This is a genomic window from Nocardioides sp. BP30, from assembly GCF_029873215.1.
Lineage (GTDB): Bacteria > Actinomycetota > Actinomycetes > Propionibacteriales > Nocardioidaceae > Nocardioides.
The window spans coordinates 1,231,308-1,244,417 of the sequence record NZ_CP123620.1 but is presented as its reverse complement, the minus strand read 5'-3'; the positions used below and the strand labels follow the sequence as shown (position 1 = coordinate 1,244,417).

The window sequence follows — 13,110 nt, the reverse complement described above, 5'->3', positions numbered from 1 at the left end:
CCCGAGTCTACGGGCGGGGGTGCGCGGCGGACGCCGCGAGGCCACCCCGGGTTCACCCGGTGCGGTCACCATGGGAGCACGGGCTCAGCCGAGCCCACCGAGGAGGAAGAAGGAAGATGCACCAGTCTCTCGGGCTTGCCGGTGCCGCCATCGTGGCATCCGCCGCCGCTCTGCTCCCCCAGTCCGCTCTCGCCCATCCTGTCGGCGCGCACTCCGCCGGGAGCCACGGCGTCGGGGCCTCCGCGCATCCGTCCCGCGGGCACCGCTCGACACCCGTGCCCGATCCGAACGCCTGCTCGCCCCGCGTCGCCGCGGTCGGCTACAGCGATGCGCTCGACAAGCTGCAGGTCGACGGCGCGGAGGTCAGCGGCCTGTCCTCGCTGGCCTGGGACGCACGCCAGCGCGCGTGGGTCTCCGCCCTGGACAACAACGGCCAGACCACCCCCGAGTACCTCTGGTCCTTCCGCGATCTCAGCGACCCGCGGGTCCTGCATGCGCCGCTGGTGCTGAAGAAGGCCGACGGCACGCCGTACGACGGCGGTCCGGCGGCGACCGATCCGAACGCTGCCGACGACGAGGGTCTGGCCGTGCTGCCGAACGGCGACTACCTGGTCAGCTCGGAGACCGAGCCCTCGATCCGGGTCTTCGGCCGCGACGGCGTGCAGCGGGCCGAGCTCCCGGTGCCGGCGCGCTTCGCCGTCACCGGCACCACCACCGCCGGCGAGGCGACCAGCAACGCCACCCTCGAGGGCCTGACGATCACGCCCGACGGTCGCACGATCGTGGCGTCCATGGAGGGAGCGCTCTCGGGCGACGTCTCGGCCAGCGGCGACGCGACAGCGCACCGGCTGCTGGTCTACCGGCTCGGCCGGCACGGGCACTGGACGCTGGCCAAGCAGGTGGAGTACCGGACCGGTGCCGGCATGCGCATCCCGGAGATCGCGGCGTACTCGAACAACGCGCTGGTGGTCGAGGAGGCGACGTGGTCGGCGACGACGGGCAACGTGGTCCGGCTGTTCGCCGTCGACGGTCTGCGCCGGGCTCGCGACGTGTCGGCCGTGACGAACCTCGGTGAGGCGCCGGGCCGGCTCGCGCTGCCCAAGACCGAGCTCGCCGACCTCGTCGACTGCCCCACGCTGGGCGCCAGCGCCCTGGAGTTCCAGCAGAATCCCCTGCTGGACAACTACGAGGGGATGGCGATCACCGGTCGCGAGCGGGGCGGACGCTACGGCCTGACGCTGGTCAGCGACGACAACAACAGCGCTCTGCAGCACACCCGGCTGCTGAACCTGTCGGTGCGGCTGCCGTAGCCGGATCTCCCGGCGGGCCGTGGCGACGACCCGCCGGGAGGGATCCTCACGACGGCTCGTCGGGGAAGACCCGGCGCGCGATCACGGAGATGTCGCGGTCGAGCAGGTCGATCTTGGCGCCGAGCCGCGCCTCCACGGTGTCGATCCGGGCCGTGAGGCGGTGGTCGAGCGCCTCGATCTGGCCGGTGAGGCGGTGGTCGAGCGCCTCGAGGCGGTAGCCGACCGCCTCGAAGCCGGATCTCATCGTCTTGGTGAAGCTGGTGCTCACGATGCCGAAGACGCCGAACATCGTCGTCGCGAAGACGCCGATGAGCGTCCAGGCCTGAGCATTGGTCATGGTCTGACTCCTCTCGTCGGTGTGCTTCGCCGTCCCACACCAGTGTGACACGGGGCGAGCGGGCCGGCAGGGGGTCTCGGGCGGTCTGTGGATAAGTCGCGGGACGCGAGGCCGCCGAGGTCGGCCGCGACCGATGCGGGTCGGGCGGGGCGGTCCGCCTACCGTTGCCCCATGCGCTTCCTCGTGCCGCTCGCCGTGGTCCTCGCGCTCAGCGGGTGCGGCTCCTCCTCCGGCGAGACGTCGGGAGCGAGCGCCCCGACGGCCATGGCGCCGACGGTGTCGCAGCGGACAGCGACGTCGGCACGCGGCACCGTGCCGCCGGCGTGGCTGGGCAGCCGGGTGCTGCCGACGACCGCCGACGGGTTCGGCGTCGTACGCCCGACCCCGAAGGCGCTGCGGCACCGCCGCTGGACGCTGCCCGACACCCTGCCGATGCTGCCCGGGAAGGGCTTCCGCTCGGTGGTGGAGCGGGCGCCCGCGAAGGTGATCGCTCGCTCCACGTGGGTCGCCGCCTGCCCGGTGGCGGCACGGGACCTGGACTGGGTGCGGCTGACCTTCTGGGGTTTCGACGGCAGGCGCCACACCGGCGAGCTGCTGGTCGACCACAGCGCCTCGGCCGCCATGGTGAAGGTGTTCAAGCGCCTGTACGCCGCCCGCTGGCCGCTGGAGCAGATGCACATCACCACCCGGGCCGAGGCGGCAGCCGCGCCCACCGGTGACGGCAACAACACCTCGGCCTTCAACTGCCGGCCGGTGCGCGGCCGGAGCACCGGCTTCAGCCAGCATGCCTACGGCCTCGCGGTCGATGTCGACCCGTTCCAGAACCCCTACGTCAAGGGGAGGCTCGTGTTGCCCGAGCGCGCGTCCTGGTACCTCGACCGCGGCCGCCACGCCCCCGGCATCATCACCGCCTCCGGCCCGGTGGTCCGCGCCTTCCGGGCCGTCGGCTGGGGCTGGGGCGGCTCCTGGCACAGCCTGAAGGATTACGAGCACTTCAGCGCCAACGGCCGCTGAGCACGCGGCCCCTCACAACCGCGGGTCGACCGGCTCCGACTCCAGCGCCAGCACCGCGAACGCCGCCTGGTGCACCCGCCACAGCGGCTCGCGACCCACGAACGCACTCAGCGACTCCAGCCCCAGGCCGTGCTCGCGGCGTGCGAGGTTCCGCTTGCGGCCGAGGTTGCGGTCGCGCAACACCTCGAGCGAGTCGAGGTAGTCAGGGCCGTAGATGATGCGCAGGTACTCCCGGCCGCGGACCTTGAGCCCGGGCAGGACGTTGCCCTCCGTGAGGTGCGCCGGCTTCACGACCATGCCCTCTCCCCCGCCGGCGGTCAGGTCGAGCCACCACTGCGTGGCCGCCTCGCGCTCCTGGGCGGAGGAGAGGTCGACGAACCGGTGCCGGGTAGGCGTGATCAGGTCGTCCTCCAGCCGCGCCAGCTCGGCGAGGTGCCAGGCGTGCGACTGCGTCAGGGCGAGGGCGCGGCCCTCCGCGGCCAGGATCTGGAACGGCGCGAGGGTCACGCCGTCGAGTCCGTCGGTCGGCGAGACGTAGTGGGCGTAGGCGTCCCGGAACGCCGCCGCGTTCTCCCGACGCCGCTCCGTCCGCGCGGCCAGCGCCGAGACGTCCAGGCCTCGTGCTGCCGCTGCGGTCAGCACGTCCACGGCGGCCGGCAACGCCTCCCGCGCGGCGGCACCCACCGAGGCGTACTGCGCGGTGATCAGGTCCATCGCCTTGGCCGACCAGGGCAACAACTCGCAGTCGAGCGCCAGCCAATCGGTCTCGAGGGACTCGAAGAGCGGCGCGGCGGCGACCCGCAGCCGGTCGAGGAGCGCGCCGGTCTCGGCGAAGAACGCCCGCCCGGTGCGGGTGTAGAGCGCGCCGGTCGAGCCGTCACCGACCCCGAACCTGCGCTCCGCGGTCTCCCCGTCACGAGCGAGTACGGCGATCGCCCGCGACCCCATGTGCTTCTCCTCGCACACCACCCGGGTCACGCCCCAGCCGGCGTACTCCTCGAAGGCCTGCTCGGGATGCTCCAGGTACCCGTCGCGCCGCGAGGTCGCCACAGGTGACATCGTCGGCGGCAGGTAGATCAGCCACCGGGGGTCGACAGCGAACCGGCTCATCACCTCCAGGGCCGCGGCGGCGTTCTCCTCGGGGATCTTCACCCGACCGGCATGGGTGGTCTCCAGCCAGCGGGTGCCGACGACGTCCTCGATCCGCAGCACAGCGGGTTCGCGATCGGTCGTGCTCGTCGCGAGCGGACGCACCGGTGCGTACCACTCTCGCTCGGCCGGCACCGAGACCAGCTCGCGCTCCGGGTAGCGCAGCGCCGTCAGCTCGCCACCGAACACGGCACCGGTGTCGAGGCAGATCGTGTTGTTGACCCACTCGGCGCGTGGCACCGGCGTGTGGCCGTAGACCACGGTGGCCCTGCCGCGGTACTCCTGCGCCCACGGGTAGCGAACCGGGAGGCCGTACTCGTCGGTCTCGCCGGACGTGTCCCCGTAAAGCGCGAACGCCCGCACCCGCCCCGACGCCCGCCCGTGATAGCTCTCCTTGAGCCCTGCGTGCGCCACCACCAGCCGGCCCTCGTCGAGGACGTAGTGGCTGACCAGTCCACTCATGAAGGTCAGCGCCTCGGCGCGGAAGTCCTCCGGCTCGGCCTCCAACTGCTGCAGCGACTCGGCCAGACCGTGCGAGACGGTGACCCTCGCGCCCTGGAGGGCGCGCACCAGCTTGGCCTCGTGGTTCCCCGAGACGCACACGGCCGTGCCGGCCGCGACCATGCCCATCACCAGTCGCAGCACGCCCGGGGAGTCGGGTCCGCGGTCGACCAGGTCGCCCACGAAGGCGGCCAGGCGGCCCTCGGGGTGTCGGGCACCGACGGCGCGCTCCCCGTCGTACTCGATGGTCCAGCCGAGGCGGCTCAGGAGGCTGCGCAGCTCACTCGCGCAGCCGTGGACGTCGCCGATGATGTCGAACGGACCCGACAGGTCACGGCGGTCGGTCCAGGCAGGCTCGCGGACGATCTCGACGCCGAGGGACTCCTCCCCGCGCAGCACGTGCACGCGGCGGAAGCCCTCCTTCCCGAGCCGCCGCAGCGAGCGGTGGAGGTCGCGTAGCTGGCGTGCGACGACGTGAGGTCCGAAGTCGCGGTCCGGTCGCTGCCGGTTGCGCTCCTGAGCGACCTGCTCGGGCACGTCGAGGACGATCGCGTCGACCAGGACGTCATGGCTGCGAGCGAGCGCGATCAGGCTCTCCCGGGCGGACCGCTGCACGTTGGTCGCGTCTACGACGGTGAGCAGGCCGCGGCGCAACCGGGTGCCGACGATGTAGGACAGGACGTCGAAGGCGTCCGGGGTGGCGCTCTGGTCGTTCTCGTCGTCGGCCACCAGGCCGCGGCAGAAGTCGCTGGAGACCACCTCGGTCGGCTTGAAGTGGGTCCGGGCGAAGGTCGACTTACCGCTGCCGGACACCCCCACGAGCACGACCAGGCCCATCGCGGGCAGCCCGAGCCGGCGGGTCACGGCGCCGGTCTCGCCGCGCTCGACCAGGTCACTCATGGGTCGCCTCCTGGACGAAGATCGCGAACTGCGTGGGGCTGCCGAGCTCCGCGTCCTCCTCGCCGATGCCGCGGCGCTCGACCCGGTAGCCGTAGGTGTCGGCGACGCGATCGCTCCAGGCGGCGAACTCCGCTCGGGTCCACTCGAAGCGGTGGTCGCGATGACGCCGGCCGATGAGGGTGGGGTAGAGCACGTTGTACTCGACGTTCGGCGTGGTCACGAGCACCGCCCCCGGCCGGCCCGCGCCGAACACGACCCGCTCCAGCGCGTCCAGACGCGGCGGGTCGACGTGCTCGACCACCTCCATCAGGACGGCCGCATCGAAGCCCGCATAGCGCTCGTCCTCGTAGGTCAGCGCGCCCTGGAACAGCTCGATCCGCTCGGCCTGACGCTCGCTCATCCGGTCGAGGTGCAGTCGACGGGCGGCCCGCTGCAGCGAGCGGGTGTCGACGTCGCTGCCCGCCACCCGCGTGAAGGAGGCGTCCCCCACCAGCCGCTCGAGGAACGCGCCCGGGCCGCAGCCGAGATCGATCACCGAGGCGGCGCCGAGCTCGCGCAACGCGGCGTGCACAACCTCGTGCCGCTGCTGGTTGAGCGAGAGCCGGCGCTCCTCGGGCTGACCCGCCTCCTCCTCCGCGCTCGGCTCGACCGCCTCCTCGACCTCGTCACCGAGCTCGGCCAGTCGGGTCAGCGCCTCCCGGGTCAGCTGCCCGCGGTGGCCCAGGTAGCGGCGGGTGATGAGGGTGGCCTCGGGGTGGGCGGCCAGCCAGCCCTGCCCCGACCGCATCAGCTTGTCGACCTCGTCGGGCCCCTGCCAGTAGTGCTTCGACTCGTCCAGGACCGGCAGCAGCACGTGCAGCTGGTTGAGTGCGTCGGCCAGCCTGACGGTGCCGGACAGTCCGAGCCGGACGTAGCGGGACTCGCCCCAGTCGGGGAACGCCTCGTCGAGCATGATCGGCGCGGCCTCGACGGACCAGCCCAGCGGCTCGAAGAGGCGGTGCGCGATGACAGCGCCGCCGCGACACGGGAGCACCGGGATGGCGATCTCCAGCGGGATCGCCGCGTCGGCGACCTCCTGCCGCGAGACGCAGCGGCCGTGCCTGGCCGTACTGAAGACATCGGCCAACGCGACGCCGAGCAGCGAGGAGGCGGCGTAGGGCCGATCGTTGACGTATTGGCCGAGGCTGAAGTCGGCGGCGTTCCGGCCTCGGGACCGCGCCATCCGCACCGGGTCGATCTCGAGCATCAGGGCCGCCGTGCAGCGCTCCTCGGACGCCTCGGGGTAGAACACCGTCGCCGTACCGAAGGACTGCCGGAACTGCTGCACCCGGTCGGGGTGCTTGTGCAGCAGGTAGCCCAGGTCCGTGGCGGGACGGTGGGTGGTCGCGATGGTGAGGAGCACCCGCTCAGTGTGCCGGAGCGGCACCACCGATTTACGGGTCTTCGAGGAGGTAGCCGCCGATGAGCGCCGTCATCTCCGCGAGCACCACCTCCCGCGCGATCGGTGGCTGGTCGAGCACCCAGCGCAGGGCGAGGTTCTCCATGGCCAGCACGATGACCCACGCCGCGACCGTCGGGTCCGGACGCCTGCTGCGCTCCGGCCGGACCAGGAGGTACGCCGCCGCCAGCTCGCGCACCCGCTTCTCCAGCGCCGCCCGTCTGGTGCGGTTGCGGGCCAGGGGCAGCTCCTCGGCGACGACGCGCAGCAGCGCCGGGTCGGCCTCCAGCGCGCTGATCAGCGCGTCGGCGGTCTCACGCGCCATCGCCGCGCCGGCGATCCCCAGCCGATCGGCCAGCGCGGCCGCGACCGACTCGGCGACCTCGTCCCAATAGCGGTCCACGACCAGCTCGAGGATCGCTGCCTTGTCGGGGAAGTACTGGTAGAGCGACCCCGGGCTGATGCCGGCCGTGGTCGCGACCCGGTTGGTGGAGAAGGCGTCGTAGCCGTGCTCGACCAGCACCTTCCGGCCTGCTGCGAGGATCCGCTCGACCATCTGCCGCGAGCGCTCCTGCCTCGGTGTCTTGCGCACGATTGCGAATTGTATGCGAGTAATCGCTCGCGTCACGATGAGGGCATGACGACGGCACCCCTCGCTCCGCCGGAGCGACCCCGCTTCCCGACCAGGTTCAGGGCCGGCGAGCAGCGCAACATCAGGATCGGCCGCGGACTGCGGCTGCTGGCCCGGGTCGACCACCTCGACGCAGGCATGATGGACCGGATCGGCCGGGGCTTCCACGAGCGCGACGAGCTCGCCGCCGCGCTCGCGGAAGCGATCCGGATGCGAGTCGGTCACCGCGACAAGGTCACGATGCGACAGTTCCGGACGGCGCTGGCGCGCGGGATCGACGCCGTACCGGACGCGCCGCCGGCGCTGCGCGACTTCTTCGCCGAGGTCGAGGCCGTCCCGGACTGGGTCGACCGGGACCGGGTCGAGCGCGGCGCGGCCGTCTTCAGGCGGATGGGCCGCAATGCCGGCGACGTGCTGCTCCAGCTCTCGCTGATCGGTGGCTACCGGTTCGGCGGCCCCACCGACCTGCTGGTGCGGACCGACGGCCTCACTGGGCCGGCCACGCTGCGCCGCCTGGCCGAGACCCAGAAGTGGGGTACGTCGTTGCAGAGCCCCGGGGCGCTGCGACAGCACGAGGAGGCCTGGCGGCTGACGGTGCACGTGCGGCTGATGCACGCCCTGGTCAACGCCGAGCACGAGGCGACCTGGGACAGCGGGCGATGGGGCCTGCCGATCAACCAGACCGACCTGGCCTCGACGCTCGGCCTCTTCGACGGCGTGCCGCTCCTGGGCTGCCGCCTGCTCGGCGTCCGGATCACCCGCCGGGAGGCCGAGGACTACCTGCACCTGTGGCGCTACGTCGGCCACCTGATGGGCGTCCACCGGGACTTCCTGGTCGAAGATGAGCACGACCGGCACGTCCTCAACTACCACCTGCTGCGCGCCCAGGGAGAGCTGAGCGAGTCCGGTCCGCGGCTGGCTCGCGCCGTGGTCCGCGCTCAGCGGGAGCGGATGTGGCACGGGTGGCCCGCCGTCCTACAGCCGGTGAGGGGCGGCTACGAGCAGGAGCGACTGCTGAGCATGCTCACGGTCTTCCTCGGACCCACCTCGATGCGCGAGCTCGGCCTGCCGGCCAGGCCACCATGGGCGTTCGGATACCTGGTGCCGCTCAACCTGCTGCGCCACCAGGTGGTGGGACGGACGGCGGTGGGGCGGCGGATGCTGGAGGCTCGGGGGGCGCGCACCTCGCGGCGGGTGCTCGCGAGCTACTTCGGGCAGGGCGCCGAGGGCCTCGGTGACCTGCCGGTGGGGCGTCCGGCCTGACGCCGGATGCCGAGGGCGTTCGTCAACGCGTGCGCTGCGCGTAGGCGTCGGCCGCGGCGTAGACCTGGTCCACGTACTGCTGGGAGTGGTTGTAGGCGAAGACGGCCCGCGACCATCCGGCTCCGGTGGTCAGGTCCTGGCCGGTGCCACACAGGTAGCGCATCGCCGTCATGGCCGCGTCGTCGAGGTCGTCGACATCGGCGGTGCCGTCACCGTCGCCGTCGCTGGCCCACCGCTCCCAGGTCGAGGGGATGAACTGCATCGGACCGTAGGCGTGGTCCAGTCCCCCACCGAGGGCCGGCCCGACGATGGGCGACGAGGAGAGCCCGTCGTCTCCGAGGGTGCGGCCGCCGAGCGTGCCGTTCTGCGACTCCACCCAGCCGATGCCGGCCAGCGTCGTCCAACCCAGGTCGCAGCCCTGCGGCCGGGCCAGCTGCGCGCGGGCGTAGGCCCGCATCGCCGGCACCGGGATGCCGGCCTTCGCTGCTGTCCTCGCCACCCAGGAGGCGTCCGGTGTTGGTACGCCGGACGTCTGCTGCGTCTGCTGCGCCGGCTGTGCCGCCGGCCGGCTCTGCTGCTGCGACGCCGGTGCGGCCTGCTCCGGGGCCACCACCGCGAGCGCGGTCTGGTCGGCCACCGGCGTGGTGGCGGGCGTGGTCGCCAGCGACCAGACGATGTACCCGACGACCGTCAGGACCAGGGCCGAGGCCAGGAGCGGGGCCAGGGTCCGCAGACGCATCAGCGGCTCACCCGAAGCGACCGTTGACGTAGTCGGAGGTGCGCTCGTCCTGCGGGTTCTGGAACATGGCGACGGTGTCACCGTGCTCGACGATGCCACCGGGCACTCCCTGCGAGGCGAGGAAGAACGCGGTCTTGTCCGAGACGCGCGCCGCCTGCTGCATGTTGTGCGTGACGATGACGATGGTGACCTCCTGCGCCAACTCCCTCATCGTCTCCTCGATCACGCGGGTCGAGGTGGGGTCGAGCGCCGAGCACGGCTCGTCCATGAGGAGGACGCGCGGCTTGATCGCCATCGAGCGGGCGATGCACAGGCGCTGCTGCTGACCACCCGACAGGCCGCCACCGGGTGCGTCGAGGCGGTCCTTCACCTCTTTCCACAGGCCGCCGAGCCTCAGGCAACGCTCCACGAGGTCGTCCTTCTCGGACTTGGTGGCCTTCTTGCCCGTCAGCTTGAGCCCGGCCAGGACGTTGTCGCGGATCGACATCGCCGGGAACGGGTTGGGCTTCTGGAACACCATGCCGATGTCGCGACGAGCGCGCGTGATCCTCATGTTGGCATCGTAGATGTCCTCGCCGTCGAGCAGAACCTCACCCGCGAGGCTGGCGATCGGGACGAGCTCGTGCATGCGGTTCAAGATGCGCAGGAACGTCGACTTCCCACAGCCGGAGGGACCGATCAAGGCCGTGATCTCGCCGGGGTGCATGGTCAGGTTCACCCGCTCGAGCACCTTGTGCGTGCCGAACCACGCCGAGACGTCGACCGCCTTGATCTCGGCCAGCGTGCTGGACGTCGGGTGACTCTCGTGCGCGGCGTCCGCCGTGGCGCCGAGGGACGGCATCGCCAGGGTCGCGTCGGAGGGGACGGAGGCAGACATGGTTCTCCTCGATGCCTAGTAGAGGTTCGGCAGGACGACGACGACCTGCTTGGCGAGCTCAGCGCCGATCAACAGAAGGACGGGCACCCCGACGATCCAGGTGTGCCACTTACCCCAGCGGCGCAAGGCCAAGAGGATCAGCACGACCGCGATCACCGCAAGTTCCAGCAGCAGGGACATCGGCAGCCAACCGCTGTCGTCGGAGGCCAACGGATCCTCGGCCGAGGTGAGCGAGCCGAGCTTGAGCACCGGCTGGGGGGTGGGCTGCGCGGTTCCGAGAAGCTTCGCGTCGATGCGCGACACGCTTGCACCCATGAAGGGGGTTCCGGTCGCGAACACCAGCGTCAGCCGGCCCTCGGTCGCCGAGGTCGTCGCCGGCGCGCGGTCTCCGGCGCGTCGCAGGCCGATGACCTGGTACTGGGCCGTGCCCTGGCCCGTCACGGTCGTGATCCTGTCCCCGGCGTGCAGCTTCGACAGGTCAGCGAAGGGACCGCCGTACGCCGCCTGGCGGCCGTAGACGACGCTCGTACCCTGCTGGCCCGGTAGCGGCGTGTCGCGCCGGTGACCGGGCCCGTCGAGGAGCGCACGTGAGGAGGTGCCCTCGACGACGGTGTAGTGCTCGTCCAGCGACGGGAAGGCGATCGTCGCGACCGGCGCGCCCAGCTTGAGCAGCTTGCCGTTGACGTCGACCTGACCGATCGGCGCCGTCCCGGCGGCGAGCTCGGTGCGGAACTGGTTGAACAGCATGCTCTGGCTGCGGCTCTCCGCGAACGGGGAGATCACGACCAGGTAGAGGAGGAAGCCGAGCACCAGCGCAGCCACCCCGGCCATCGTCCAGCCGGTGACGCGGATGAGCGTCCGGTCGGAGGGCCGTGGGATGGCGCGCCGCAGATCGGCGGGGGCAGCGGTGTTCACAGGTCCCCGCGAGCGCCAGGCGCGCTCGATCCGCTGCAGGGGACGGCGGAGCACCGCCCCGGCCTTGGCCGGGGCGGTGCTCACAGGTGATGCGGTGTTCGACAACGTCACTTGACCTTGACAGCCGCACTGGTCTTGGAGACGCCCGCGAGGGTGACCATGACCTTGATCTTCTTGCCCTTGAACTTCTTGGTGAGCTTGAGCGAGGACTTGGTCGCGCCCGCGATCTTCTTGCTCTTCACCATCCACTGGTAGCTGACCTTCTGGCCGGCGGTGGTGGCGACGACGGCGGCCTTGAGCTTCTTGCCCACCTTGGCCTTGCCGGTGATCTTCACCGAGGTGATCGAAGGCTTGACCGTGACCGGCGGGGCCGGGGCGGCGGCAACCACGATGGAGCCCGCGGTGATCTCCTGCGGAGCGACACCGGCGAGGTTCGGGGTGAACGAACCGGTGTAGGTCAGCGTGCCAGCGGTCGGGGTCGGGACCGAGACGGTGCCCGAGGTGGCGCCGGCCGGGATGGTGACGGTGTAGGTCTTGCCCTCGATGCTCAGCGCAGCGGTGCCGCCCCCGTTGCCGTTGGACTGGACGTCGACGGTGACCTTGCTGGAGCCACCGGCGGTGGCCTTGGTGCTGGAGACGTTCACCGTCGCCGTCGACGGCGTCGCGTCGAAGGTCTTCGAGGTGTCACCGCACAGCGTGCCGGAACCCGTGGTCGGCATCGCCAGGAAGCCGTAGCCCGTGATCGTCGAGGTCGCCTTGCAGACGTCCGAGGTGGGGCCGACGAACGTCTTGTAGAGCAGGTTGTACTTCGCGTTGGTGGACGTGCCCGCGCCCTTGACCGCGGCGGTCGGGATGATGTTGTAGACCTGGCGGGTCAGCGCGAACGAGCTCGCCTCGGTGCCCTTGGTCGCGTACGTCTGGTAGGCCGGGTTCGGTGCGAGGTTGGCGCCGGTGCCGGTGAAGGGCAGCACGCCGCCGACCGGCGCCCCGGACACGGTCGAGTCGAACGGGACGAGCTGGTAGGAGGTACCGGCACCGCTGTTGTTCGTGGTGTCGGGGTCGGCGATCTTCCCGTTGGCGTACCCGATGTACTTCGCACCGGAGAACGGCGCGATCGCCGCGACCGTGTTCGCCGTCGAGGTCAGGACCGTGGCGTCGTGCTCCTGCACATCGGTACCGGCCGGAGTCTTCGAGCCGATGTAAGCCTTGCCGGCGACAGGGGTCGTGGTCGAGCCGTAGCTGTCGCCCTTGTTGGTGCCGAGCGGGATGCCGGTCGATGAGCCGCCCTGGCCGGAGATCTGGCCGAGGAAGAACTGACGGCTGCCGGAGCCGGCCTTCGGAAGGAACGCCTGGATGGCCTCGTAGCCGGCGTCCGGCGTGCCGTCCAATGCCTCGGCCCTGCCGAGCGTGCCGTTGCCGTCGGTGGAGATCTCGTTCTTCGCACCGGCGTAGATGTTGTAGAGGTCGGTGACGGTCAGGCCGTGCCCGCTGTTGGTCTTCAGGAACGGGCTGTTGGCCGGAACCGCGAGGCTGATCGAGTCGATCGCGAACGGGATGTCCGTCGTGATGCCGGTGCCCGCCGTCGTCGCGGCGGTGCCCTGGGTGCCGGAGGCACGGGCGAAGTCGACATCGCCGGCCTTGGCGTTGCCGGCCGCGGTCAGGCCGATCGAGTCGGTGAGCGCCTTGTAGCCCGGACCCGAGCCGTTGGGCCGGGCGATCGTGAGGCCGCTGCGGTAGGTGATGTTGGCGCCGCCGGTCGCGGTCCACGACTGGATCGCCGGGATGCTCTGCGACAGGCCGTAGAGCACGTCCTGAATGGTGTCGGAGCCGACGCCGACGAGCTGGCCGTTCGCCGTCGCGGTGGTCGGGTCCTCCTGGGTCGCGGTCGGAGGAGTCGCCGCGAACGCACCGGACGTGACGCCGATGCTCAGCGCGAGCGCCGCGGTGAGGCTAACGCCGGCCTTGCCGAAGGTGGTGGCCTTCATCGAGTTTCCTTTCGAAAGGGTGGTGTCGCTGCCTGCCCCCGGACGGCATCA

The 13,110-nt window shown here is 71.4% G+C and carries 11 protein-coding genes; 3 read left to right on the top strand and 8 right to left on the bottom strand.

Features of this window, described 5'->3' with window-relative positions:
• Positions 1–116: 116 nt before the first annotated feature.
• Positions 117–1,310, top strand: a complete 1,194-nt coding sequence (locus P5P86_RS05780; RefSeq protein WP_280610348.1) for an esterase-like activity of phytase family protein — start codon at positions 117–119, stop codon at positions 1,308–1,310.
• Positions 1,311–1,356: 46 nt separating this feature from the next.
• Here P5P86_RS05780 and P5P86_RS05775 read toward each other — a convergent pair whose 3' ends face one another.
• Positions 1,357–1,647 (bottom strand): hypothetical protein, encoded by a 291-nt coding sequence (locus P5P86_RS05775; protein WP_280610347.1) that lies wholly within the window; start codon positions 1,645–1,647, stop codon positions 1,357–1,359.
• 171 nt (positions 1,648–1,818) lie between these two features.
• Between P5P86_RS05775 and P5P86_RS05770 the strand changes: the two genes are divergently transcribed.
• Positions 1,819–2,661, top strand: coding sequence for a M15 family metallopeptidase (locus tag P5P86_RS05770; protein ID WP_280610345.1), 843 nt, complete (start codon positions 1,819–1,821; stop codon positions 2,659–2,661).
• A 12-nt stretch (positions 2,662–2,673) separates the two neighbouring features.
• Here P5P86_RS05770 and P5P86_RS05765 read toward each other — a convergent pair whose 3' ends face one another.
• From P5P86_RS05765 to P5P86_RS05755, 3 genes are read right to left on the bottom strand one after another with little or no spacing between them, the layout of a single operon-like run.
• On the bottom strand, positions 2,674–5,211 hold the full coding sequence (locus P5P86_RS05765; RefSeq protein ID WP_280610344.1) for a polynucleotide kinase-phosphatase: 2,538 nt from the start codon (positions 5,209–5,211) through the stop codon (positions 2,674–2,676).
• Entirely contained in the window at positions 5,204–6,613 is a 1,410-nt protein-coding gene (locus tag P5P86_RS05760; RefSeq protein ID WP_280610343.1) for a 3' terminal RNA ribose 2'-O-methyltransferase Hen1, read from the bottom strand. The genes P5P86_RS05765 and P5P86_RS05760 overlap by 8 nt, the downstream gene beginning before the upstream one ends.
• Before the next feature lie 31 nt (positions 6,614–6,644).
• Entirely contained in the window at positions 6,645–7,241 is a 597-nt protein-coding gene (locus tag P5P86_RS05755; protein ID WP_280610342.1) for a TetR/AcrR family transcriptional regulator, read from the bottom strand.
• A 45-nt stretch (positions 7,242–7,286) separates the two neighbouring features.
• Between P5P86_RS05755 and P5P86_RS05750 the strand changes: the two genes are divergently transcribed.
• Positions 7,287–8,543 carry an oxygenase MpaB family protein gene (locus tag P5P86_RS05750; RefSeq protein WP_280610341.1) on the top strand — a complete coding sequence of 419 codons (1,257 nt, stop codon included), beginning with the start codon at positions 7,287–7,289 and terminating at the stop codon, positions 8,541–8,543.
• A 22-nt stretch (positions 8,544–8,565) separates the two neighbouring features.
• Here P5P86_RS05750 and P5P86_RS05745 read toward each other — a convergent pair whose 3' ends face one another.
• From P5P86_RS05745 to P5P86_RS05730, 4 genes are read right to left on the bottom strand one after another with little or no spacing between them, the layout of a single operon-like run.
• Complete coding sequence (locus tag P5P86_RS05745; RefSeq protein WP_280610340.1) at positions 8,566–9,282, bottom strand: lytic murein transglycosylase; 717 nt, start codon at positions 9,280–9,282, stop codon at positions 8,566–8,568.
• A gap of 7 nt (positions 9,283–9,289) precedes the next feature.
• Positions 9,290–10,159, bottom strand: a complete 870-nt coding sequence (locus P5P86_RS05740) for a phosphate ABC transporter ATP-binding protein (protein ID WP_280610339.1) — start codon at positions 10,157–10,159, stop codon at positions 9,290–9,292.
• Positions 10,160–10,174: 15 nt separating this feature from the next.
• A complete protein-coding gene (locus tag P5P86_RS05735) occupies positions 10,175–11,158 on the bottom strand; it encodes a sortase (protein ID WP_280610338.1) in 984 nt (327 codons plus the stop codon).
• A gap of 23 nt (positions 11,159–11,181) precedes the next feature.
• On the bottom strand, positions 11,182–13,059 hold the full coding sequence (locus P5P86_RS05730) for a hypothetical protein (RefSeq protein ID WP_280610337.1): 1,878 nt from the start codon (positions 13,057–13,059) through the stop codon (positions 11,182–11,184).
• Positions 13,060–13,110: the final 51 nt, after the last annotated feature.